The 22,792-nt window shown below is 71.8% G+C and carries 21 protein-coding genes; 13 read left to right on the forward strand and 8 right to left on the reverse strand.

The genetic code is table 11. The features are described 5' to 3' along the window. Window positions 1-42: 42 nt before the first annotated feature. The 6 genes from ACTMSW_RS10130 (at window position 43) to rny (ending at window position 7,184) form a co-directional block, all read left to right on the forward strand. Window positions 43-1,182, forward strand: a complete 1,140-nt coding sequence (locus ACTMSW_RS10130) for an acyl-CoA dehydrogenase family protein (RefSeq protein WP_441180285.1) — start codon at window positions 43-45, stop codon at window positions 1,180-1,182. Between the two features lie 80 nt (window positions 1,183-1,262). Then, entirely contained in the window at window positions 1,263-2,612 is a 1,350-nt protein-coding gene (locus ACTMSW_RS10135; RefSeq protein ID WP_441180286.1) for an MFS transporter, read from the forward strand. A 4-nt stretch (window positions 2,613-2,616) separates the two neighbouring features. Further along, on the forward strand, window positions 2,617-2,817 hold the full coding sequence (locus ACTMSW_RS10140) for a DUF3046 domain-containing protein (RefSeq protein WP_441180287.1): 201 nt from the start codon (window positions 2,617-2,619) through the stop codon (window positions 2,815-2,817). A 184-nt stretch (window positions 2,818-3,001) separates the two neighbouring features. Beyond that, on the forward strand, window positions 3,002-4,048 hold the full coding sequence (gene recA, locus ACTMSW_RS10145) for a recombinase RecA (RefSeq protein WP_441180288.1): 1,047 nt from the start codon (window positions 3,002-3,004) through the stop codon (window positions 4,046-4,048). Window positions 4,049-4,062: 14 nt separating this feature from the next. Then, window positions 4,063-4,761 (forward strand): regulatory protein RecX, encoded by a 699-nt coding sequence (locus ACTMSW_RS10150; protein ID WP_441180289.1) that lies wholly within the window; start codon window positions 4,063-4,065, stop codon window positions 4,759-4,761. Window positions 4,762-5,417: 656 nt separating this feature from the next. Then, a complete protein-coding gene (rny, locus tag ACTMSW_RS10155) occupies window positions 5,418-7,184 on the forward strand; it encodes a ribonuclease Y (RefSeq protein WP_441180290.1) in 1,767 nt (588 codons plus the stop codon). Between the two features lie 67 nt (window positions 7,185-7,251). On the opposite strand, the gene ACTMSW_RS10160 is transcribed toward rny, so the two are convergent. From ACTMSW_RS10160 to ACTMSW_RS10175, 4 genes are read right to left on the reverse strand one after another with little or no spacing between them, the layout of a single operon-like run. Further along, a complete protein-coding gene (locus tag ACTMSW_RS10160; protein ID WP_441180291.1) occupies window positions 7,252-8,217 on the reverse strand; it encodes an amino acid ABC transporter permease in 966 nt (321 codons plus the stop codon). Further along, window positions 8,214-8,921 carry an amino acid ABC transporter permease gene (locus ACTMSW_RS10165; RefSeq protein ID WP_441180292.1) on the reverse strand — a complete coding sequence of 236 codons (708 nt, stop codon included), beginning with the start codon at window positions 8,919-8,921 and terminating at the stop codon, window positions 8,214-8,216. The genes ACTMSW_RS10160 and ACTMSW_RS10165 overlap by 4 nt, the downstream gene beginning before the upstream one ends. Window positions 8,922-8,959: 38 nt before the next feature. Beyond that, window positions 8,960-9,838 carry a glutamate ABC transporter substrate-binding protein gene (locus ACTMSW_RS10170; protein WP_441180293.1) on the reverse strand — a complete coding sequence of 293 codons (879 nt, stop codon included), beginning with the start codon at window positions 9,836-9,838 and terminating at the stop codon, window positions 8,960-8,962. 54 nt (window positions 9,839-9,892) lie between these two features. After that, the gene (locus ACTMSW_RS10175) at window positions 9,893-10,648 is read right to left on the reverse strand and encodes an amino acid ABC transporter ATP-binding protein (RefSeq protein ID WP_357033427.1); all 756 of its coding nucleotides are present in this window, start codon (window positions 10,646-10,648) and stop codon (window positions 9,893-9,895) included. A 194-nt stretch (window positions 10,649-10,842) separates the two neighbouring features. Between ACTMSW_RS10175 and selD the strand changes: the two genes are divergently transcribed. Together selD and ACTMSW_RS10185 are read left to right on the forward strand one after the other, a co-directional pair. Then, window positions 10,843-11,832 (forward strand): selenide, water dikinase SelD, encoded by a 990-nt coding sequence (gene selD / locus ACTMSW_RS10180; RefSeq protein ID WP_441180294.1) that lies wholly within the window; start codon window positions 10,843-10,845, stop codon window positions 11,830-11,832. A gap of 203 nt (window positions 11,833-12,035) precedes the next feature. Then, window positions 12,036-12,515, forward strand: a complete 480-nt coding sequence (locus tag ACTMSW_RS10185; RefSeq protein WP_441180295.1) for a hypothetical protein — start codon at window positions 12,036-12,038, stop codon at window positions 12,513-12,515. A gap of 164 nt (window positions 12,516-12,679) precedes the next feature. Here ACTMSW_RS10185 and ACTMSW_RS10190 read toward each other — a convergent pair whose 3' ends face one another. Beyond that, a complete protein-coding gene (locus ACTMSW_RS10190) occupies window positions 12,680-12,898 on the reverse strand; it encodes a DUF2277 family protein (protein ID WP_441180296.1) in 219 nt (72 codons plus the stop codon). A gap of 52 nt (window positions 12,899-12,950) precedes the next feature. Here ACTMSW_RS10190 and miaB point away from each other — a divergent pair, with 52 nt between their 5' ends. Then, window positions 12,951-14,456 carry a tRNA (N6-isopentenyl adenosine(37)-C2)-methylthiotransferase MiaB gene (miaB, locus tag ACTMSW_RS10195; RefSeq protein WP_441180297.1) on the forward strand — a complete coding sequence of 502 codons (1,506 nt, stop codon included), beginning with the start codon at window positions 12,951-12,953 and terminating at the stop codon, window positions 14,454-14,456. 93 nt (window positions 14,457-14,549) lie between these two features. Here miaB and ACTMSW_RS10200 read toward each other — a convergent pair whose 3' ends face one another. Further along, window positions 14,550-16,160, reverse strand: a complete 1,611-nt coding sequence (locus ACTMSW_RS10200; RefSeq protein ID WP_441180298.1) for a cellulase family glycosylhydrolase — start codon at window positions 16,158-16,160, stop codon at window positions 14,550-14,552. A gap of 536 nt (window positions 16,161-16,696) precedes the next feature. Next, complete coding sequence (locus ACTMSW_RS10205) at window positions 16,697-17,905, reverse strand: DUF349 domain-containing protein (protein ID WP_441180299.1); 1,209 nt, start codon at window positions 17,903-17,905, stop codon at window positions 16,697-16,699. Between the two features lie 248 nt (window positions 17,906-18,153). Here ACTMSW_RS10205 and ACTMSW_RS10210 point away from each other — a divergent pair, with 248 nt between their 5' ends. The 4 genes from ACTMSW_RS10210 (at window position 18,154) to dapF (ending at window position 21,179) form a co-directional block, all read left to right on the forward strand. Then, a complete protein-coding gene (locus tag ACTMSW_RS10210; RefSeq protein WP_441180300.1) occupies window positions 18,154-18,606 on the forward strand; it encodes a hypothetical protein in 453 nt (150 codons plus the stop codon). 89 nt (window positions 18,607-18,695) lie between these two features. Continuing rightward, complete coding sequence (locus tag ACTMSW_RS10215; RefSeq protein WP_441180301.1) at window positions 18,696-19,415, forward strand: class III extradiol dioxygenase subunit B-like domain-containing protein; 720 nt, start codon at window positions 18,696-18,698, stop codon at window positions 19,413-19,415. Continuing rightward, the gene (gene miaA, locus ACTMSW_RS10220) at window positions 19,412-20,317 is read left to right on the forward strand and encodes a tRNA (adenosine(37)-N6)-dimethylallyltransferase MiaA (protein ID WP_441180302.1); all 906 of its coding nucleotides are present in this window, start codon (window positions 19,412-19,414) and stop codon (window positions 20,315-20,317) included. Before ACTMSW_RS10215 ends, miaA begins: the two co-directional genes overlap by 4 nt. Before the next feature lie 7 nt (window positions 20,318-20,324). Continuing rightward, window positions 20,325-21,179: a diaminopimelate epimerase gene (gene dapF / locus ACTMSW_RS10225; RefSeq protein WP_441180303.1), complete on the forward strand. Its 855-nt coding sequence runs from the start codon at window positions 20,325-20,327 to the stop codon at window positions 21,177-21,179. A gap of 134 nt (window positions 21,180-21,313) precedes the next feature. Here the strand turns inward: dapF and ACTMSW_RS10230 are convergent, their stop codons facing one another. Next, window positions 21,314-22,786 carry an NAD-dependent malic enzyme gene (locus tag ACTMSW_RS10230; protein WP_441180304.1) on the reverse strand — a complete coding sequence of 491 codons (1,473 nt, stop codon included), beginning with the start codon at window positions 22,784-22,786 and terminating at the stop codon, window positions 21,314-21,316. Between the last annotated feature and the right edge of the window lie 6 nt (window positions 22,787-22,792).

Genomic DNA, 22,792 nt, shown 5'->3' on the forward strand with positions numbered 1-22,792 from the left:
CGCCCCTGGGCAGGGGCGGTGAGCGGTGCCACACTTGCCGCCATGGAGCAGCATCTCTACGAGCGTGACCACGCCGAGTTCCGTGACCTGTGCCGCGAGTTCCTGGCCCGCGAGGCGGTGCCGCACCACGAGCGCTGGGAGGCCGAGGGGATCGTCGACCGCGAGGTGTGGCGCAAGGCCGGCCGGGCCGGGCTGCTGGGCATGGACGTCGATCCCGAGTACGGCGGCGGCGGCCAGCAGGACTTCCGGTTCAACGCGGTGCTGGTCGAGGAAATCGTCTCCGCGGGCTGCTCCGGCCTCGGGTTCGGGCTGCACAACGACGTCGTGGCCCCGTACCTCACCGAGCTGACCAGCGACGACCAGCGCAAGCGGTGGCTGCCCGGCTTCTGCTCCGGTGACCTGGTGACCGCGATCGCGATGAGCGAACCGGGCGCCGGCTCGGACCTGGCCGGGATCCGCACCACCGCCGTACGGGACGGGGACTCGCTGGTCCTCAACGGCCAGAAGACGTTCATCACCAACGGTGAGATGGCGGACCTGGTACTGGTGGTGGCCCGGACGGCGGACCAGGGCGCGCACGGGGTGAGCCTGGTGGCGGTGGAGGCGGGCACTCCCGGTTTCACCCGGGGTCGGCGGCTGGCCAAGGTGGGTCTGAAGGCCAACGACACGGCGGAGCTGTTCTTCGACGACTGTCGGGTGCCGGCGGAAAACCTGATCGGCACCGAGAATCACGGCTTCTACCACCTGATGGGGAACCTGCCCCGGGAACGGCTCAGCATCGCGGTCTCGGCGGTGGCGGCGGCGGAGAAGCTGCTCGCGGTCACCCTGGACTACGCCCGTTCCCGGGAGGCGTTCGGCCGGCCGATCGGGAAGTTCCAGCACAACCGGTTCCTGCTGGCCGAGCTGGACACCGAGGTCACCATCGCCCGGACGTTCGTCAACCACTGCGTCGCCGAGTTCAACGCGGGGCGGCTGTCGGTCACCGACGCGGCGAAGGCGAAGTGGTGGACCACCGAGCTGCAGAACCGCGTCGCGGACCGCTGCGTGCAGTTGCACGGCGGCTACGGCTTCATGCTGGAGTACCCGGTGGCGAAGGCGTGGCTGGACGGCCGCGTGCAGACGATCTACGGCGGCACCACCGAGATCATGAAGGAGATCATCGGCCGGGGCCTGGGCCTCTAGCGAAACCGGGTCCCGGGGAGCAGGGTGGATGCGCAAGGATGGGTGCGCCGTTCACCCCTTACCGCTCCGGGAGCCCGCCGATGGCCACCGACCTGACCGCGCCGGTCCGCGACGCGTCCGACGTCGCCCCGATCCAGCGACGGACGCTGCGCCTGCTGTTCGTCACCCAGATCATCGGCGGGATCGGGGTGACCATCGGCATCGCGGTGGGGGCGCTGCTCGCCGCCCGGGTCGCCGGCACCGCGGTCGCCGGGTTGGCGCAGAGCGCCGCCGTCGTGGGCGGGGCGCTGCTGGCCGTCCCGGTCACCCGGATCATGAACGGGCACGGCCGCCGGCCGGGGCTGGCGGTGGCCTACCTGGCCGGAGCGGTCGGCGCCGTGCTGGTGGTGGTCGCCACGGTGACCCGTTCCGTGCCGCTGCTCTTCCTCGGCATGCTCTTCTTCGGTGGCGGGACGGCGGCCAACCTCCAGGCCCGCTACACCGCGGTCGACCTCGCCGAGCCGGCCCGGCGGGGCCGACAACTGTCCCTGATCGTCTGGGCCACGACCATCGGGGCGGTGGCCGCGCCGAACTTCGCCGCGCTCGCCGACCACACCACCTCCGGCTGGGGCCTGCCGCCGCTGGCCGGCCCGTTCGCCTTCAGCGCCGCCGCGTTCGTGCTCGCCGCCGTCGTACTCCTGGTCCTGCTGCGACCCGACCCGCTGCTCACCGCGCGCCGGCTGGCGGCGGCCGAGGCCCCGATGCCGGCCGCCGCCGCTCCGCCGGACCTGACCCCGCCGGCGGAGGCCGTGACCACCCCGGCCCCGACGGCCCGGCGCGGCGCCGGGATGCGGGCGGCCTGGCAGGTGGTACGCGGCCGTCCGGCCGCCCGGTTGGGCATCGCGGCGGTGGCGGTGGGCCACGTGGTGATGGTGGCGGTGATGTCGATGACGCCGGTGCACCTCGGCGACTCGCACGGCGACGCCGACGTGCTGCGGGTGGTCGGCATCGTGTTGAGCCTGCACATCGCCGGCATGTACGCCCTCAGCCCGGTGGTGGGGTGGCTCACCGACCGGGCGGGCCGGCGCGCGGTCATCCTCGGCGGCGTCGGGCTGCTGCTCGCGGCGTGCGCGGTCGCCGGCACCGCCGGGCACGACACGGTCCTGCTCTCGGTCGGCCTGGTCCTGCTCGGGCTGGGCTGGTCGGGCACCATGGTGGCCGGTTCCACCCTGCTGTCGGAGTCGGTGCCGGCGGCGGTCCGCCCGAGTGTGCAGGGCTTCTCCGACCTGACGATGGGGCTGGCCGGCGCGGGAGCCGCCGCGCTGAGCGGGTTTGTCATGCGGGGGCCCGGCTATGCGGTGCTCACCCTGCTGGCGGCGATCGCGGTCGTGCCCCTGGTGGCGCTAGCGTTGCGTCCGGTGCCGGTGGGGGCACCCGACGAGGAGGACTGATCACGTGCGGCTGACCGACTTCTGGGCGCGGCTGGAGGAGGCGTTCGGCCCCGGGTACGCGGCCAGCATCGCCCGCGACCAGGTGCTGTCCCAGCTCGGCGGGCGGACCATCGAGCAGGCGTTCGCCGCGGGGGAGCAGACGCACGTGGTGTGGCGGGCCGTCGTCGCCGCCTACCCCGACCGGGTGCCCGCGCGACTACGGTGAGCAGTCGTTTCGTCGCTTCCGCGTGTCGCTTGCCGACTCGTACACCTGTTCGGCTATTGTCCACAGCGGGGTGCTTGTCCACAGCTCGCGGCATGGCCGCTGGTTTTCTGTCGGACCCAGCGCCTAGCGTGTCCGCGTGACGCGAAGCTCAGGAAAGACGCCGGCGAAGGCAGGGGTGGCAAACATGGCCGCAGGGCCCGATCGGGAGAAGGCACTCGACCTTGCTCTCGCTCAGATCGACAAGCAGTTCGGCAAGGGTTCGGTGATGCGGCTGGGCGAGCGGCCGGTCGTCCAGACCTCGGTCATCACCACCGGTTCCATCGCGCTCGACGTGGCGCTCGGTGTGGGTGGTCTCCCCCGGGGCCGGGTCGTCGAGATCTACGGTCCGGAGTCCAGCGGTAAGACGACGGTCGCGCTGCACGCGGTGGCCAACGCCCAGCGGGCCGGCGGCATCGCCGCGTTCGTCGACGCCGAGCACGCGCTCGACCCGGAGTACGCGAAGGCCCTCGGCGTCGACACCGACGCCCTGCTGGTCTCCCAGCCGGACACCGGCGAGCAGGCGCTGGAGATCGTGGACATGCTGGTCCGCTCCGGCGCGCTCGACATCATCGTCATCGACTCGGTGGCGGCCCTGGTGCCGCGCGCCGAGATCGAGGGCGAGATGGGCGACAGCCACGTGGGTCTCCAGGCCCGACTGATGAGCCAGGCGCTGCGGAAGATCACCGGTGTGCTCAACAACACCGGCACCACGGCGATCTTCATCAACCAGCTCCGCGAGAAGATCGGCGTGATGTTCGGCAGCCCGGAGACCACGACCGGTGGCCGGGCGCTGAAGTTCTACGCCTCGGTCCGGCTCGACGTGCGGCGCATCGAGAGCCTCAAGGACGGCACCGACGTGGTCGGTAACCGCACCCGGGTCAAGGTCGTGAAGAACAAGGTCGCCGCGCCGTTCAAGCAGGCCGAGTTCGACATCATGTACGGCAAGGGCATCTCCCGCGAGGGCTCGCTGATCGACGTCGGCGTGGAGCAGGCGATCATCCGCAAGTCCGGCGCCTGGTACACGTACGACGGCGACCAGCTCGGCCAGGGCAAGGAGAAGGCCCGCGAGTTCCTCCGGGAGAACCCGGACGTGGCCGCCGAGATCGAGAAGAAGATCCTGGAGAAGCTCGGCGTCGGGCAGGGCGTGGGCGACGCCGCCGGTGGCCCGGAGCTGCCGCCGGTCGACTTCTGACCGGCCGCTGACCGATGGCAGGACGACGTGCCCGCACGGGGCGCGGCTGGGATGCCAGCCCGCCCCGGTCGGGTGACGGCGACACCACGCCCCGGCCTCGTCCGGGCCGGCGTGCCCGCGGCGCGGACACCGAGCCGGAGGCGACGCCGTCCCCACCCCGGGACGAGGCCGAGGTGGCCCGCGAGATCTGTCTCCGGCAGCTCGCCGTGCGCCCGCGTACCCGGGCCGAGCTGGCCGGCGCGCTCGCCAGGAAGGGCATCTCCGACGAGGTGTCGGCCGAGGTGCTCGACCGCTACGACGAGGTCGGCATCATCGACGACGCGGCCTTCGCGAAGGCCTGGGTCTCCAGCCGGCACGCCGGCCGGGGTCTGGCCCGTCGGGCGCTCGCCAACGAGCTGCGGCAGCGCGGCGTCGACGGTGAGGTGGCCAGCGAGGCACTCGGTGAGCTGGACGAGGAGACGGAGGCCGAGACGGCCCGCGCGCTGGTCGACCGGAAGCTCCGCTCGGCCCGGGGTGAGCCCGATGCGGTGTTCCGCCGGCTGGTCGCCATGCTGGCCCGCAAGGGCTACCCGCCGGGTGTGGCGATCCGGGCGGTGAAGGACGCCCTGGCCGCGCAGAGCGCCGAGGCGGCCGAGTTCGCCGACCAGATCGACGCCGACGCCCTGGCCGACGCCGAGGGGGACCTCGACCGGCCCGGTCGCCCGGTCGACTGAGCGTGACGGGCCGCCGCCTCGGCCGGGCGGCGAGGGGCCCCGGGCACGCCGACCGCCCCGTCTCCGGCCCACCTTTGTCCCCTGGTGTCCGGTCCCCGATCAGCGGTGAGTCACCTCACGAATTCTCTCCGTTCGGGGGGTTTGATCATGAGTCCTTGACCGGAGCACCCCTGGAGACCTAGCCTCGCCATACAGGCTCACATTGCCCGACCAGCGCAGGCTAAGCGCACAACATAGAACGCGTAACGGAACCGCATCACTTTGGCCGATTCAGCGGCCTTCGGTGTCGACTCCGGCCTGGCCGGTCCGGAGTCGAGGCGACAACTGCACCCGGTCGCCGACGATGCCCGCGGGCACCGCCGGCGGAGAAAGCTACCCACGGCCAGCCGCTCCGGTCGGGCGTCCAGAGCCGCAGGAGTGTGCCCACCGGCACGTCCTGCGGCGTGACGTTCAGGGGAGGCACGCCATGGCGAGGCGGCACAGGTCCACCGGGGGACCGGCATGAGCGGGCAGGCCGGCGAGCCCGGCACGCGGATGTCCCGAGCCGCTGACGCGGGCGACCACCACTCCCGCAGGATCCTGGAGCGTCGCGGCTCCTCCAGCGGCCCGTCCCGATTCCTCCGCCCATCCGCACCGCGCCCGGGTGGAGGGGCGGCGTGAACGGCTTCGACCTGCTCCTCCTCGTGGTTGTCCTGCTGCTGGCCGTGGTGGTGGTCGGCGCCGTGCTGGTGGGCGTGCGGACGCTGCGGCGCCTCACCAGCGCTCCGAGGCCCGAGGACCCGGCCTTCATCGCCGAGAAGGATCGCCAGGAGCAGTCCCTGGCCGCCCTGCGTACCGCAGCCGACGAGGTCAACAGCACCATCGACGTGGCGAAGTCGGCGGCCGCCGCCGCCCGCACCGAGGCCGCCGCCGCCAAGGCGGAGGCGAAGTCGGCCCGGGCCGAGGCGCGGCGGGTGCTCGACGACGCCCGGACCGAGGCCGACACGATCCTGGAGCGGGCCCACAAGCAGGCCGAGATCGACGCCGAGCAACTGCGGACCGCCGCCCGGCGCAGCGGTGAGCGGGAGATGGCGGTGCTCGCCGCCACGACCCGCGAGCAGGCCGCCGAGGTGGAGCGGCGGGCGGCCCGGATGGACGAGCGGGAACGCCTGCACACCGAGGAGGTGGAGCGGCTCGCCGAGCGGGAACGGCAGCTCAGCGCGGCCAGCGCCGCCCTCGCCGCGCGCGAGTCGGCGATCGCCCAGCGGGAGGCGGAGCTGGCCGAGGCCGAGGAGCGGCGTCGTCGGGAACTGGAGCGGGTGGCCGGGTTGACCGCCGACGCGGCCCGGGCCGAGCTGATCGAGGCGATCGAGACGCAGGCGAAGCGGGAGGCCGCGCTGCTGGTCCGGGACATCGAGTCCGACGCGCGCAACACCGGTGAGCAGCGGGCCCGGCACATCGTCGTCGACGCGATCCAGCGGGTGGCCAGCGAGCAGACCGCGGAGAGCGTGGTCAGCGTCCTGCACCTGCCCGGCGACGAGATGAAGGGGCGGATCATCGGCCGAGAGGGCCGCAACATCCGGGCCTTCGAGTCGGTCACCGGGGTCAACCTCATCATCGACGACACCCCCGAGGCGGTGCTGCTCTCCTGCTTCGACCCGGTCCGCCGGGAGGTCGGCCGGCTCACCCTGGAGAAGCTGGTCCTCGACGGGCGGATCCACCCGCACCGGATCGAGGAGGTGTACGACCTGGCCCGCCAGGAGGTGGACCAGCTCTGCCAGCGGGCCGCCGAGGACGCCCTGGTCGAGGTGGGCATCACCGAGATCCACCCGGAACTGGTGACCTACCTGGGCCGGCTGCGCTACCGGACGTCGTACGGGCAGAACGTGCTCAAGCACCTCGTGGAGACCGCGCACATCGCCGGCGTCATGGCCGCCGAGCTGCGCCTGGACGTGCCGACGATCAAGCGTTCGGCGTTCCTGCACGACATCGGCAAGGCGCTCACCCACGAGGTGGAGGGCAGCCACGCCATCATCGGCGCGGACCTGGCCCGCAAGTACGGCGAGAGCGAGGACGTCGTCCACGCCATCGAGGCGCACCACAACGAGGTGCCGCCACAGACGATCGAGGCCGTCCTCACGCAGGCGTCCGACGCCTGTTCCGGCGGTCGGCCGGGCGCGCGCCGGGAGAGCCTGGAGGCGTACGTCAAGCGCCTGGAGCGGATCGAGGAGATCGCCGCCGGCAAGCTCGGCGTGGACAAGGTCTTCGCGATGCAGGCGGGCCGGGAGATCCGGGTGATGGTCAAGCCGGACGACGTCGACGACATCGGCGCGGCCGTGCTCGCCCGGGACGTGGCCAAGCAGATCGAGGAGGAGCTGACGTACCCGGGTCAGATCCGGGTGACCGTGGTCCGCGAGTCCCGGGTCACCGAGATCGCCCGCTGACGCCGGTGACGCGGAAGGGCCGGCCCGATCAGTTCGGGCCGGCCCTTCCGCGCATGGAGGCCGAAGCTCAGATGGAGCCCGTGCTCTCCGCCTGCGCAGTGAGGGCGGCAGGAGGCGGGTTCTGCGCCGGCGTGCCGGCGGTCTTCCGGCCCCGGGCGAGGCGGTGCTGCACGTACTGCGCGAGCTTCGACAGCGAGTAGTTGATGACGATGAACAGCACCGCGATGACGAAGTACACCTGGATCGGGTTGTCCAACGAACCGATGATTTGCTCGGCGATCGTCAGGGTCTCCTCGTAGCTGATGATGAAGCCGAGCGAGGTGTCCTTGAGCACCACCACGAGCTGGCTGATCAGCGCCGGGAGCATGATGCGGAACGCCTGCGGCAGCAGGATCATCCAGGTGGTCTGCAGCGGGGAGAGCCCGATCGCGGCCGCCGCCTCCCGCTGCCCCCCGGGAAGGCCCTCCATGCCGGAGCGGAGGATCTCACCGATGACCACGGAGTTGTAGATGGTCAGGCCGATGACCAGGTACCAGAGCGTGTCCATGGTGATGCCGAACTCGGGGAAGCCGCGTCCCACGAAGAAGATCGTGATCACCACGGGCAGGCCCCGGAAGACCTCGACGCAGACCCGGGTGACCGCCGACAGGACAGCGCTCAACCCGCGCAGCAGGTACGCCAGCGGGGTGGCGAAGCCGGTGAAGCGGCGCTGGGCGAGGCTCTTGAGCTGGATCCGCAGCAACGCCAGCAGGGTGCCGACCACCAGCGAGGACACGATGGCCAGCGCGGCCGCAGTGAGCGTGTTGCGGAACCCGGTGCCGATCCGCTGCCACACGAGGGAGAAGTTCTCGTGGGAGGGGTCGATCAGCGGACCCCAGAGCTCCATCGAGAACTGGCCGTTCTCGTCGAGCGGCCGGTAGATCAGGAAGTAGGCGCCGATCAGCAGGACCACCGTGGCGACCACGCTGCTGATCAGGGTGATCCGGCGCTGCCGGGGACCCGGGACGTCGTAGAGGACGCTCTGCTGACTCATCGAGCCACCGCCTGACGCTTCTCGATCCGGTCGAGGAGGGCACCGAGGGGCACGGTCATGATCAGGTATCCGATCGAGATGCCGATGGCGACCGGGATGAAGGCGTAGCCCTCGGCCGAGGTCAACTGGTCGGCCGTGGCCGACAGGTCGCCGACCACTCCGAAGAACCCGACCAGCGCGGAATTCTTGATCATGGCGATGATGACCGACCCGAGCGGCACGATCGATGCCTTCCAGGACTGCGGCAGCACCACGTAGCGCAGGTTCTGCCCGAAGGTCAGGCCCAGCGAGCGGGCCGCCTCCGCCTGGCCGGCGGGTACCGCGTTGACCCCGGAGCGCAGCGCCTCGCAGACGAACGCCGCGGTGTAGAGCACGAGGGCGATCAGCGCGAACCGGAAGTACGGCAGGTCGGTGCCGAGCCGGGTGAACAGCGAGTCGATCACCGGGATGCGGAGGAAGTCTGCGTTGGAGCCGAGCGCCGGCAGGCCGAAGGCGGCGAAGAACATCACCACGGTCAGCGGCATGTTGCGGAAAACGTTGACGTAGCCGGTACCGACCGCGCGCAGCGGCGGGATCGGGGAGATCCGCAGTACCGCCACGACGGCGCCCAGGATCAGGGCGCCGATCGCGGCGAGTACGCAGATCTGGAGGGTGAGCCAGAAGCCACCCGCGAAAACGTCGAACCGGTCGATGAGCACACTCACGGGTCGGTCGTCCTCCCCACCCTCCAGATCAGCAGGAATCAGTAGCGGTTGATGGCCGGCGCAGCGCCGAGCTCGGCACCGAACTTGCCGGCGGTCTCGTCCCAGGCCTTCTTCCAGCTGCCGTCGGCGAACGCCTTCTCCAGCGTGTCGTTGACGAAGTCGCGGAAGGCGGTGTCCTCCTTCTTCACCCCGATGCCGTACGGCTCCTTGGTGAAGTTGTCACCGGCCAGCTTGAACGAGGCCTCGTCCTTGGCGATGTAGCCGAGCAGGATCACGTTGTCCGTGGTGACGGCGTCGACCTGGCCACCCTTGAGGGCGTCGCGGCACTTGTCGTAGGTGTCGAAGAGCACCACCTGCGTGGCGACGTCCTTCACGTACTCCTTGATCTTCTCGGCCGGGGTGGAGCCGGTGACCGAGCAGACCTTCTTGGCGCCGTCCTTGAAGGAGTCCGGCCCCGTGATGCTGGTGTCGTCCTTCTTCACCATGATGTTCTGACCGGCCTCGTAGTACGGACCGGCGAAGGCGATGCGCTCCTTGCGCTTGTCGTTGATCGTGTAGGTCGCCGCGACCAGGTCGACGGTGCCGTTCACGATCACGTCCTCGCGGACCTTCGAGGGAGCCTCGACCCACTCGATCTTGTCCTCGGGGATGCCGAGCTCCTTGACGATGATCTTCGCGACCTCGACGTCGAAGCCCTCCGGGTCGCCCGAGAGGCCCTTCTGGCCGAAGCCGGGCTGGTCGAACTTCGTGCCGATCTTGATCGCCTGCGCCTTGTTGAGGCGCTCCATGGTGCTGCCGGCGGCGAAGGACTTGCTGCCGGCGCCGGTGCCCTCTCCGGCGTCGTCGCCGCCACAGGCGGTCAGGCCGAACGCCAGGGTGGCGGCCGCCGCAAGCGCCGCTACGCGCGTGATACGCATACTCTTCTCCTTCTTCGAGTGGTGCCCGCCGGGGGACGGCGCGCTCCGGAACGCCTAATGCGTGAGGATCTTGGAGAGGAAGTCCTTGGCCCGCTCGCTGCGCGGGTTGGCGAAGAACTCGGCCGGCGGGGCGTCCTCGACGAGCTGCCCGTCGGCCATGAAGATGACCCGGTTCGCCGCGTGCCGCGCGAAGCCCATCTCGTGGGTGACCACCACCATCGTCATGCCCTCGCGGGCCAGTGACGTCATCACGTCCAGCACCTCGCCGACCATCTCCGGGTCGAGCGCGCTGGTCGGCTCGTCGAAGAGCATCGCCTTGGGCTGCATGGCCAACGCGCGGGCGATCGCGGCCCGCTGCTGCTGGCCGCCGGAGAGCTGCGCGGGGAACTTGTCGGCCTGGTTGGCGATGCCGACCCGGTCCAGCAGGGCCAGACCGCGCTCGCGGGCGGCGGCCGGCTTCTCCTTGCGGACCTTGATCGGCCCCAGGGTGACGTTCTCCAGGATGGTCTTGTGCGCGAAGAGGTTGAACGACTGGAAGACCATGCCGACCTCGCTGCGCAGCCGGGCGAGGTCCTTGCCCTCGGCCGGCAGCGGGCGCCCGTCGAAGGTGATGGTGCCCGAGTTGATCGGTTCCAGCCGGTTGATGGCGCGGCAGAGCGTCGACTTGCCGGAGCCGGACGGGCCGATCACCACGACCACCTCGCCGCGCCCGACCGACAGCGAGACGTCGTCCAGCACGTGCAGCGGCCCGAAGTACTTGTTGACCGCGTCCAGCACGATGAGCGGTTCGCCCGTCGTCACGTCGTACACCGTCCCTGTGGTCGCCCGGAGTGGGGTCGGACGACCCCCGGTTGGGCCACTGTAGGCGGGGTGATGTGGCGGATTGCAACTCAGTTGGTCACGGAGCGGTAACACCAGCGTCGAACAGGGTGCGGAGTCCGATTCTGACCGCCGAACGGGTCGCTCCGGTGGCGGCGGCGACACCCCGCCGAGATCATGTGGGGATGACCACACCGGTTCGTCTGACCGAGTACGCGCGCGGTGGTGGCTGCGCCTGCAAGATCCCTCCGGGCGAGCTGGAGGCGATGGTCGCCGGCCTCGGCCCGGCCACCGGCACCGCCGAGCTGCTGGTCGGCCTCGACCACGGCGACGACGCCGCGGTGGTCCGGCTGGACGCGCGCACCGGCCTGGTCACCACCGCCGACTTCTTCACCCCGGTCGTCGACGACGCGTACGACTGGGGCCGCATCGCCGCGACCAACGCCCTCTCCGACGTGTACGCGATGGGCGGCACGCCCCTGGTCGCGCTCAACCTGCTCTGCTGGCCGCGCGACGTGCTCCCGCTGGAACTGGCCCGGGAGGTCCTGCGGGGTGGGCAGGACATCGCCCGCGAGGCCGGCTGCCACCTGGCCGGCGGTCACAGCGTCGACGACGAGGGCCCGAAGTACGGTCTCGCCGTCACCGGGGTGGTCCGGCCCGAGGAGCTGATCACCCTCGACGCCGGTCGGGCCGGCCTGCCGCTGTCGCTGACCAAGCCGCTGGGGGTCGGGGTGCTGAACACCCGGCACAAGACCACCGGCGAGAGCTTCGCCGAGGCGGTCGCCGTGATGACCACCCTGAACCGGGACGCCGCCCGGGCCGCGGTGGCCGCCGGGGTTCGCTGTGGCACCGACGTGACCGGCTTCGGCCTGTTGGGGCACGCGTCCAAGCTGGCCCGGGCGAGCCGGCTGACGGTGGCGATCGACACCGCCCGGGTGCCCTACCTGACGGGTGCCCGGGAGGCGGTCCGGGACGGGTACGTCAGCGGCGGCAGCCGCCGCAACCTGGACTGGGTCTCCCCGTGGACCGACTTCGGCGGGGCCGGCGAGGAGGACGTTCTCCTGTTGGCCGACGCGCAGACCTCCGGCGGTCTGCTGGTGGCCGGCGAGATCCCGGGAGCCCCCGTGATCGGCGAGCTGCTGCCTTCCGGCGAGCACCGGGTGGCGCTCCGCTGAGTCGGGTCGTCCGGCGGCGTGTCGCGGCACCATACCCGATAAACTGTCATCTTCGCGCTACTCGGAGCAACGGCGCCCGAGGAAATTTTGCCCGGAATGGTCACAGACCGGTAACTTGCCCCCGGGTGCGGTCAAATTCCCCCCACCATCGTCAGTAAGGCCCGATTCGGAGGCCGGTGGGACGAGCACAGCGAGGAGGCGGCATGACCGAGCTGTGGAACTGGAGAATCGACCAGGCGAGGCCGGTGGAGGTCTACCCGGCACTGGCCGAGGCGCTCGGCCGGGTGGTGATGCCCCTGGCCGTGGCCGATCCGGCACGACTGCCGACGTACGCGGTGATCTGCGACGTCTGGCAGGCGCCGGGGGAGTTCGCGACGATCGTCGACTGTTACGGGGTGCCCGAGTCGCTACCCGAGCACGCCAGCGTCGCGTCGCTGGCCCGGCTGCTGGACCGCAACTGTCTGCTCCGCGACGACACGCTCGACGCGACCCGGCACCTGCTGGTCGCCCCGGACGGCACGATCCGGCCGGTGCACTTCGACGTGCGGGAGACCGACGACGGCGAGGTACTCGGCAACCAGCGGCTCTGCACGGACGCCGACCCGCGCTGCCGGGGCTGGTCGCAGTGCCACCGCTCCCGCTGGGCCCCCGACTCGGTGCTCCCCGCCCTAGCCGCCGCCTGAGGTGCAAGGAAGGGCCCCCGCTTAACGCCTGGTGCATAGGAAGGGCCCCTTGTTAACAGGGGGGCGGCGCTGGGGCGCCGAACAGGGGCAGGGCTGGGGCGCCGATGACGGCGTTAAGAAGGGGCCCCTGCTCTACCGGAGGCGTTAACGGGGGGCCCTTCCTTTCACCTGGCGCGTTGTCCGCGTACCTCCAGCTGGGCCAGCAGGGTCGCGGTGGCCGCGGCGACCGCGGCCACCGCGGCGTCGAACGCCTCGGCGTTGTGCGCGGCCGGCGCGCGGAACCCGGAGATCTTCCGGACGTACTGCAACGCGGCGGCCTGGACGTCCGCGTCGGTCACCTCGGGGGTGTACGGCTCACGCAGGGTCTTGATGCTCCGGCACACGGCTCCTCCTCGTCTCGGTCCATCCGGTCGGCCCGGATACGCTGTGCATGTCATGACTACCGCAGCGGCGAGCAGCCCGCGCACCTACCAGGTGCGCACGTACGGCTGCCAGATGAACGTGCACGACTCCGAGCGCATCTCCGGCCTGCTGGAGCAGGCGGGCTACGTGCGCGCCCGCGAGGCCGACGACAACCCCGACGTGGTGGTCTTCAACACCTGCGCGGTCCGGGAGAACGCCGACAACCGGCTCTACGGCAACCTGGGTCATCTGCGTCCCGTCAAGGACAAGCACCCCGGCATGCAGATCGCCGTCGGCGGCTGCCTGGCCCAGAAGGACCGGGGCGACATCGTCCGCAAGGCGCCCTGGGTCGACGTGGTGTTCGGCACGCACAACATCGGGTCGCTGCCGGTGCTGCTGGAGCGCGCTCGGCACAACGCCGCCGCCGAGGTCGAGATCCTCGAATCCCTCGACGTGTTCCCGTCGACGCTGCCGACCCGCCGCGAGTCGACGTACGCCGGCTGGGTGTCCATCTCCGTCGGCTGCAACAACACGTGCACGTTCTGCATCGTGCCCTCCCTGCGCGGCAAGGAGAAGGACCGGCGCCCCGGCGACATCCTCTCCGAGGTCCGCGCGCTGGTCGACGAGGGCGTTCTGGAGGTGACCCTGCTCGGGCAGAACGTCAACTCCTACGGCGTCGAGTTCGGCGACCGGTACGCGTTCGGCAAGCTGCTGCGCGCGTGCGGCGACATCGACGGGCTGGAGCGGGTCCGGTTCACCAGCCCGCACCCGAAGGACTTCACCGACGACGTGATCGCCGCGATGGCCGAGACGCCGAACGTCTGCCACTCGCTGCACATGCCGTTGCAGTCCGGCTCCGACGACGTGCTGAAGGCGATGCGCCGCTCGTACCGGTCGGAGAGGTACCTGGGGATCATCGAGAAGGTCCGTGCGGCGATGCCGGACGCGGCGATCACCACCGACATCATCGTCGGCTTCCCGGGCGAGACCGAGGCCGACTTCCAGCGCACCCTCGACGTGGTGCGTGCGGCCCGGTTCTCGTCGGCGTTCACCTTCCAGTACTCCAAGCGTCCCGGCACCCCGGCCGCCACGATGGACGGCCAGCTGCCCAAGCAGGTGGTGCAGGAGCGGTACGAGCGGCTGATCGCCTGCGTCGAGGAGATCACCTGGGCGGAGAACAGGAAGCTGGTGGGGGAGACCGTCGAGGTGCTGGTCGCCGTCGGCGAGGGCCGCAAGGACGAGCGCACCGGGCGGATGTCCGGCCGCGCCCGCGACGGCCGGCTGGTCCACTTCGACGCGGGTTCCCTCGTCGGGCAGATCCGGCCCGGCGACATCGTGCACACCACGGTCACGTACGCCGCTCCGCACCACCTCAACGCCGACTCCGAGCCGCTGTCGCACCGGCGCACCCGGGCCGGTGACGCGGCCGAGGCGGGACGTTCCCCGCGTACCCCCGGGGTGTTGCTCGGTCTGCCCACGATCGGCGCGCCCGCCCCGGCGCCCGCGCCCACGACCGGCGGCTGCGCCGTCGCCCACTGAGCCCACGAAGGAAGGGCCCCTTCTTAACGCATCCTGTTAAGAAGGGGCCCTTCCTCTACACCAGGCGTTAACGGGGGGCCCTTCCTTACACCCTCAGCAGGCGGTGCCGTTCAGCTTGACCGAGCCGGGGGTGGAGGCAGCGCCGTTGGCGGTGAAGCCGACGGTCACCGACGCGCCCGCGGCCAGTGACGGCGCCCAGCTCGGCGCCGCCGCGGTGACCGTGGTGCCGGACTGCGTCACCGTGGCGTTCCAGCCGCTGGCCAGGGTCACTCCGGCCGGCCAGGTCCACGTCACCGACCAGGGGTTGAGCGTGCCCGTGCCGGTGTTCTTCACGGTCAGCTCGCCTTGGAACCCGCCCTGCCACGCGTTGACCTGCTTGTAGGTGGCGGTGCAGCCGCCGGTCGGCGCCGGCGTGGTCGGCGTCGGGCCGGGCGTCGTCGGTGTGGGGGTGACCCCACCGCCCCCGCCGCCGACCGGCGGGATCAGGTACGGCTGGAGGATCGCCTGCTTGGTCGTGTTGATGCTGGTCCAGTCGTCGAGTGCGATGCCGCCGGTGTCACCGGAGTTCGGGTTCCACGACCAGTAGGTGAAGGACATCCCGTTGACGCCGGTGCCGGTGTAGGCCATCAGCTTCTCCAGCCACACCTTGTCCCGCGGGTCGGCCAGCGTGCTGCCGAACTCGCCCAGCATGATCGGGGCGACGTTCTGCTTGTACAGGTAGCCCCAGTACTTGTCCCAGATCGCCGGCAGGTTGTTCGGGAAGTCCGGGCTCTTGAACCAGGTCTGCTCGTAGACGCTCGTGGCGTAGTCGTGTGGGGAGTAGACCAGCCGGTTCGCCACGTTCAGCCGTACCGGGAACTGCCCGGCCTTCGACAGGTTCCCGCCCCACCAGCCGCAGTCCTCGTCGTTGCTGGGATCGTTGTCCCAGACGTTGGAGAGGCCGCCGCTGGGGCAGCTCACCCCCTCCACGAAGATCAGCCAGTTCGGCTGCACGGACAGGATGGCGTTGCCGGCCCGCTCGGCGGCGAGCCGCCAGTCCCGGGCCGGGTCGCCGCAGCCCCAGCACGCGCCGGTCGCGTTCGGGTTCGTACCGTCGGCGTGCGGCTCGTTGTGCAGGTCGGCGCCGATGACCGTGGTGTTGCCCGCGTACCGCTGGGCGAGCATCTTCCAGTCGTTGATCCAGGTCGCCTCGGAGACGGTGCCCGTGTACCAGAGGGCGGACTGCCCGGCGGACGTCGGCCGGTGCCGGTCGAGGATGATCCGCATCCCCTTGCTGCCCGCGTAGTCCACGACCTTGTCGAGGATCTGCAACGGCGAGAGCCCGACCAGGTCCGGGTTGACGTAGTCGTTGATTCCGCTGGCGGTGGCGCCCGGCTTCAGCGCGTCGTTGGAGTACGGCACCCGCAGCGTGTTGTAGCCGAGGCTCGCCATCTTGTCGATCTGCCCCCGCCACGGGTTGCTCGACCAGAGCCCGTGGAAGGTCTTGTTGTCGGTCTCCATCCCGAACCAGTTGATGCCGGTGATCCGGACGGTCGCGCCGGTGCTGTCGACGATCTTGTTACCGCTCGTCTTCAGATAGCCGGTGCCGGTTCCGGCGGGGGCGGCGACGGCGGGTGAGGTGCTGACGGCGGCGGCGACGAGGACGCCGGCCGCGGCGGTGGCGAGCGCGGTGAGCGCGCCGCCGAGGGCGGTGGGTCGTGGCATGGATGCTCCACTTCGGACGCCCGTCGCCGCTCACGGCGGCGCGGGCGGAGGGCCAGGTGGGTGGTCACGCTCTTTCCGGAGTACGCGGACAGGCGTGCTCCGGTGCCGTCACGTGGACGGGTCACTCGCGGATCGACCCCGGCGACTTCCGACGGCGGTGTCCACCGTCGACGCCCTCGCGCCGGGCCCTACCTGGCTCTGCCGCCCATTCTGATCAGCTCAGGTCGATGCGTCAACCACTCCCGCCGCTCCGCCGCCGCAGGAGTGGGGTCGGCCGTCAGGACGCGGCGTGTTGCGCCCCTTGCCGGGGGACGCGGCGCCCCTGCTGGTCGCGGCTCCCGTCATGATCGACTCGATGTCATTGATGTCGGGGTGTCGGCGTGTCGGTGATACCGCGATATCAATGACATCGCGATGATCTTGGTGCGCGGCGGCGCGCGGCGCGGCGGCGCGGCGGCGCGGCGGCGCGGCGGATGGGGCAAAGGGAAGACCCCGGCCCCCACGTGGGGGCCGGGGTCTTCCGTGCGTGTCCGGGGTCAGCCGGCCCGCTCGGCGAGCTGGAGGAACTGCCGCTTGGAGGCGAGGGCCTGCTCGGCCTCCTTGATGCGGCGGGTGTCACCGGCGGCCTGGGCGCGGGCCAGCCGCTCCTCGGCCTCGGCGACCTGGGCCCGCATCTGGGCCAGGAGGGGGTTGTCCTCCTTGGTGGTACGCCGCCACGCGGAGTCCATCACCTCGCGGACCTTCTCGTCGATCGTGCGCAGCCGGCGCTCCAGCCCGGTCGCCGCCTCGCGGGGCACCCGGCCGGCCTCGTGCCACTGGGCCTGGATCTCCCGCAGCTTCGCCTGCGCGCCCTTCGGGTCGCCGTCGATGTCGAGGGCCTCGGCCTCGGCCAGCAGCGCCTGCTTGCGCTCCAGGTTGGCCCGCTGCTCGTTGTCCCGGGCGGAGAAGACCTCGCTGCGCCGGGTGAAGAACTCGTCCTGCGCGGCCCGGAACCGTTCCCAGAGCTTCTGCTCGGCCTCCTTCGAGGCGCGGGGCGCGGCCTTCCACTGGTTCATCAGGTCCTTGAGCTGGTTGGCGGTGGCCGCCCAGTCGGTGGACTCCTTCAGCTTCTCGGCCTCCGCGACCAGCTCCTCCTTGACTCCCTGCGCCTGCTTGCGCTGGGTGTCGAGGGAGGCGAAGTGGGCGCCGCGGCGGCGGGTGAACCCGTCCCGGGCGGCGGCGAACCGCTTCCACAGCTCACCGTCGGTCTTCTTGTCGACCCCGCGGATGGTCTTCCACTCGTCGAGGATCTCCTTGAGCCGGTCGCCGGCGGTCTTCCAGCCGGTCGACTCGGCGGCCAGCTTCTCGGCCTCCTCGACCAGGGCCGTCTTGCGGGCCAGCGCCTCTCCGCGGGCGGCCTCCTTGGCGGCCTTGGCCTCGCCGGCCTTCTCCTCGGCGACGACGGCGAGCTTGTCGAGGCGCGCGGCCAGGGCGTCGATGTCGCCGACCACGTGCGCCTCGGGGAGCGAGGCGCGGATCCGGCGGATCGTGCTCAGTGAGTGGCCGGCGTCCGCCGCGCCCGAGTTGAGCCGGGCCTCGGTCAGGTCCACCTCGGTCACCAGGTCCGCGAAGCGGCGGGCGAAGTGCGCCAGGCCCTCCTCCGGTGCTCCTGCCTGCCAGGATCCGACCACCCGCTCGCCCTCGGCGGTCTTCACGTACACGGTGCCGTCCGCGTCCACCCGTCCGAAGGCAGTCCAGTCGCTCATGTGCCCATCCTCGTTCTCCCGGCGTCGAAGGAGCAGCCCCTCGATCGCCGCCACGGCGCAGCCAAGTTTCTCCGGGCATTGTCACAGGTCCGACCCGGTTCCCGTCGAGCGCCTATCGCCGACCGTGACCATACGGTGTCCTACCACCTCCGGGTGGTCGTCCGGACGGGTGTGTCGGAATTTGCCGTACGGTGTACCGTACGGCGTACGACGACGCTGGCCCGGCAGGGCACGACGAGGAGAAGCAGATGACCCGTTCCCGTACGCAGCTCACACCCCCGGTCGACGGGGGTTTCGTGCCCGACCCGGCCGACCTGGCCGAGCTCGACGAGTGGTTCCGCCGGTACGACGCGCTGGCCGAGGCGGGCGACGTGACGGGCACCGCCGACCTGGCGATGTTCCCGCTCAACACGGTCACCGACGACGTGGCCGGGGAGGGCTCGGCCCGCCAGCTCGACCGGGCGGCGTACCTGGAGATGATGGGTGGCGTGCTCGGCGGCGGGGGCGGCGACCTGACGATGGAGTCGCGGCGCACGCCGTACTTCCTCACCCGCAGCCTGGTCGTCGTCTTCACCGACGCCGAGTTCACGGTCGACGGGGAACGGCAGCGGGTGCGCTACGCCGACCTGCTGGTCCGCACCGGCGGGCAGTGGCGCTTCCAGACCATGGTCCAGGGCGGCTGGGGCGGCCAGGCCGGCTGAGCCGGCCAGCGCCCGGGCGGGTGGCGGGCGGTGGCGGCACCGAGCGAGGTCCGGGGCGTGGCGGCCGGCGCGACCGATACGGTTGCCTCGTGTCACTGGTCGCCGCCGCCGTCTGCCCGCATCCGCCGCTGCTCGTCCCGGAGGTGGCCGGCGCGGCCGCACCCGAGCTGGACGACCTGCGCACGGCCTGCGACGAGGCGGTCGCCGGGCTGCTGGCCGCCGGACCGGACGAGATCGTCCTGCTCGGCGGCGGCCCGGAGACCGCCCGGTTCGACCCCGCCGACTCCGGCACGCTGCGACCGTTCGGGGTGGACCGGGCCGTCCGGCTGTGGAAGGTCAACTGTGCGGGGTCCGAGCGGCTTCCGTTGAGCCTGACCATCGGCGCGTGGCTGGTGAACCGGACCGGCACCGATCTGCCCCGGTTCGCCGAGGCGGTCGCCGGCGACGCGGCGCGGGCCGAGTGCGTCGCGCTCGGGACGGAGCTGGCCGAACGGCCCGAGCGGCGTACCGCCCTGCTGGTGCTGGGGGACTCCTCGGCCTGCCGGGGCGAGAAGTCACCCGGCTACGACGACCCGCGCGCGCCCGCGTACGACGAGGGGGTCGCCCGGGCCCTGGCCGAGGGGGACACCGAGGCCCTGCTCGGCCTGGACCCGGGGCTGTCGGCGGAGCTGAGGGTCGCCGGCCGCGCGCCGTGGCAGGTCCTGGCCGGCGCGGTCCGCGCGGCGGGCGGCAACTGGCGCGGCGAGCTGCGCCACCACTCGGCGCCCTACGGGGTCGCCTACCTCGTGGCGTCCTGGGAGCGGGCATGACCGTCGTGGCGGTCGTCGGGCCGACCGCGGCGGGCAAGTCGGCGCTGAGCATCGCCCTCGCCCACGCCCTCGGCGGCGAGGTGGTGAACGCCGACTCGATGCAGCTCTACCGGGGCCTGGACATCGGCACCGCCAAGCTCACCCCGGCCGAGCGCGAGGGCGTGCCGCACCACCTGCTGGACATCTGGGAGGTCACCGAGCCGGCGAGCGTCGCGGAGTACCAGCGGCTGGCCCGCGCGGCGGTCGACGACATCCTGGCCCGGGGCCGGGTGCCGCTGCTGGTGGGCGGCTCCGGCCTGTACGTGCGGGCCGTGCTGGAGCGGTTCGAGTTCCCCGGCACCGATCCGGCGGTCCGCGAGCGGCTGGAGGCGGAACTGGCCGCCGCCGGGCCCGCCCCCCTGTACGCGCGCCTGCGCGCGGCCGACCCGGAGGCGGCGGCCAGCATCCTGCCCGGCAACGGCCGACGGATCGTCCGCGCCTTGGAGGTCGTCGAGCTGACCGGGCGGCCGTTCACCGCGTCCCTGCCGCAACCCACGCCGTACTACCCCTCGGTCCAGCTCGGGGTCGACCTGGACACCGCGCTGCTGGACGAGCGGATCGCACTCCGGGTCGACCGGATGTGGGCCGACGGGATGGTCGCCGAGACCCGTGAGCTGGTCGGCCGGGGCCTGCCCGAGGGGCGTACGGCCAGCCGCGCCCTCGGCTACCAGCAGGTGCTGCGGTTCCTGGCCGGCGAGCTGACCGAGGCCGAGGCGCACGACGAGACGGTCCGCGCCACCCGCCGGTTCGTGCGCCGGCAGCGCTCCTGGTTCCGCCGTGACCCGCGGATCCACTGGCTGGACTCGGCCGCACCGAACCTGATCGAGACCGCCCTGCGCCTGGTGCCCGCCGCTGCGCGATGATGGAGGCGTGCAGTTCACCAAGGGCCACGGCACCGGCAACGACTTCGTCATCCTCCCCGATCCGGACAACCAGCTCGATCTGACACCGGGGACGGTGGCGGCGCTGTGCGACCGGCGGCGCGGCCTCGGCGGTGACGGCGTGCTGCGGGTGGTCCGGGCGGCGAAGCATCCCGAGGCCGTGGCGATGGCCGGCGAGGCCGAGTGGTTCATGGACTACTGGAACGCCGACGGTTCCTTCGCCGAGATGTGCGGCAACGGCGCCCGCGTCTTCGTCCGCTACCTGGTCGCCACCGGGCTGGCCACGCCCGACGGGGACGCGCCGCTGCCGGTGGCCACCCGGGCCGGCGTCGTGCGCGCGGTGGTCACGGCCGACGCGGTCGCCGTCGAGATGCGCCGCCCCCGGTTGTACGACAGCGCCACCGCCACCCTGGGCGGCCTGACCCTGCCCGGTACGGCCGTCGACGTGGGCAACCCGCACCTGGTGTGTGCGCTGCCCGCCGGGCTGCCGTTGACCGGGCTGGACCTCACCCGGGCGCCGGACGTCGACGCGAGGGTGTTCCCCGCCGGGGTCAACGTCGAGTTCACCGCACCGGGCGAGCCGGTCGACGGCGCCGACGGGCACGTGCTGATGCGGGTGTACGAGCGCGGCTCCGCCGAGACCCTGTCCTGCGGCACCGGGGCGTGCGCGGTGGCCGCGGTCGCCCTCCGCGACGCCGGCCGGGACAGCGGCGTGATGGCGGTCGACGTGCCCGGCGGACGCCTCTCGGTCACCATCGGCGACGACTCGTGCTGGCTGGCCGGCCCCGCCGCCCTCGTCGCCACGGGCGAGATCGACCCGGCAGCCCTCACCACGACGGCCTGACCCCGACCCCCGAGTCCCGCGATCTTGCAGTTGCGGTCGTTGATATGTCTGCTTCTGGGCCGAATGTCGCGACCCAAAGTGCAAGATCGCGGGCTGCGGAGGGGTGGACCGAGCTGCGGAGGGGTGGACCGGGGTTACGGGGTGGCGCTGGCGCCGGCGGCGATCTCGGGGAGGTCGGCCGGGCCCGAGTCGGCGGCGGGGGGCGGGGTGACCGACGGGTTCTGTGCGGCGGCGCGGACGGCCGCCGCGACCGCCGGGGCGACCCGGGAGTCGAAGACGCTCGGCACGATCACCGTCGGGTTGATCTTCTCCTCGCCCACCACGTCGGCGATGGCCCGCGCGGCGGCGATCGCCATCTCCTCGGTGAACTCCTCGGCGTGCGCGTCGAGCATGCCCCGGAACACGCCGGGGAACGCCAGCACGTTGTTGATCTGGTTCGGCTGGTCGGAGCGGCCGGTGGCGACGACGGCGGCGTGCTTGCGCGCCTCCCGCGGGTCGACCTCCGGGTCCGGGTTCGCCAGCGCGAAGACGATCGAGTCCTTGGCCATCGCGGCGATGTCGTCGCCGGTGAGCAGGTTCGGCGCGCTCACGCCGATGAACACGTCCGCGCCCCGGATCGCACCGGGCAGGTCGCCGGAGTAGCTCTCCTTGTTGGTGTGCTCGGCCAGCCACTGCCAGGCCGGGTTGAGGTCGGGCATCCCACGGTGCAGCGCGCCCTGCCGGTCGTACGCGATGATGTCGCCGACGCCCTGGCGCAGCAGCAGCTTCATGATCGCGGTGCCGGCCGCGCCCGCGCCGGAGACCACGACCCGGACGTCCGCGAGCTGCTTGCCCACGACGCGCAGCGCGTTGGTCAGCGCGGCGAGCACGCAGATGGCGGTGCCGTGCTGGTCGTCGTGGAAGACCGGGATGTCCAGCGCCTCGCGCAGCCGGGCCTCGATCTCGAAGCAGCGCGGCGCGGCGATGTCCTCCAGGTTGATCCCGCCGTACGCGGGCGCGATGGCCTTCACGATCTGCACGATCTCGTCGGTGTCCTGAGTGTCCAGCACCACCGGCCACGCGTCGACCCCACCGAAGCGCTTGAACAGCGCGGCCTTGCCCTCCATCACCGGCAGGGACGCGGCCGGTCCGAGGTTGCCCAGGCCGAGCACGGCGGAGCCGTCGCTGACCACGGCGACGGTGTTGCGCTTGATGGTGAGCCGCCGGGCGTCCGCCGGGTTCTCCGCGATCGCCATGCAGACCCGGGCCACGCCCGGGGTGTACGCGCGGGACAGCTCGTCGCGGTTGCGCAGCGCGACCTTCGGGGTGACCTCGATCTTGCCGCCCAGGTGGAGCAGGAACGTCCGGTCGGAGACCTTGCGGACGTCCACGCCCTCCAGCGCGGTCAGCGCGTCCACCACCTGGTCGGCGTGGCTGGAGTCGGCGGTGTCACAGGTCAGGTCGACGAGCACGTGGGTCGGGTCGGAGTCGACCACGTCCAGCGCGGTGACGATCGCACCGGCCTCGCCGACGGAGGTGGTGAGGCGTCCGATCGAGGAGGCGTCCGCGGGCACCGCGATCCGGATGGTGATCGAGAACCCGGCACTCGGGAGACGGGTGATGGCCACGGTGTT

This window comes from Micromonospora sp. BQ11, assembly GCF_052068135.1.
Taxonomy (GTDB): Bacteria; Actinomycetota; Actinomycetes; order Mycobacteriales; family Micromonosporaceae; genus Micromonospora.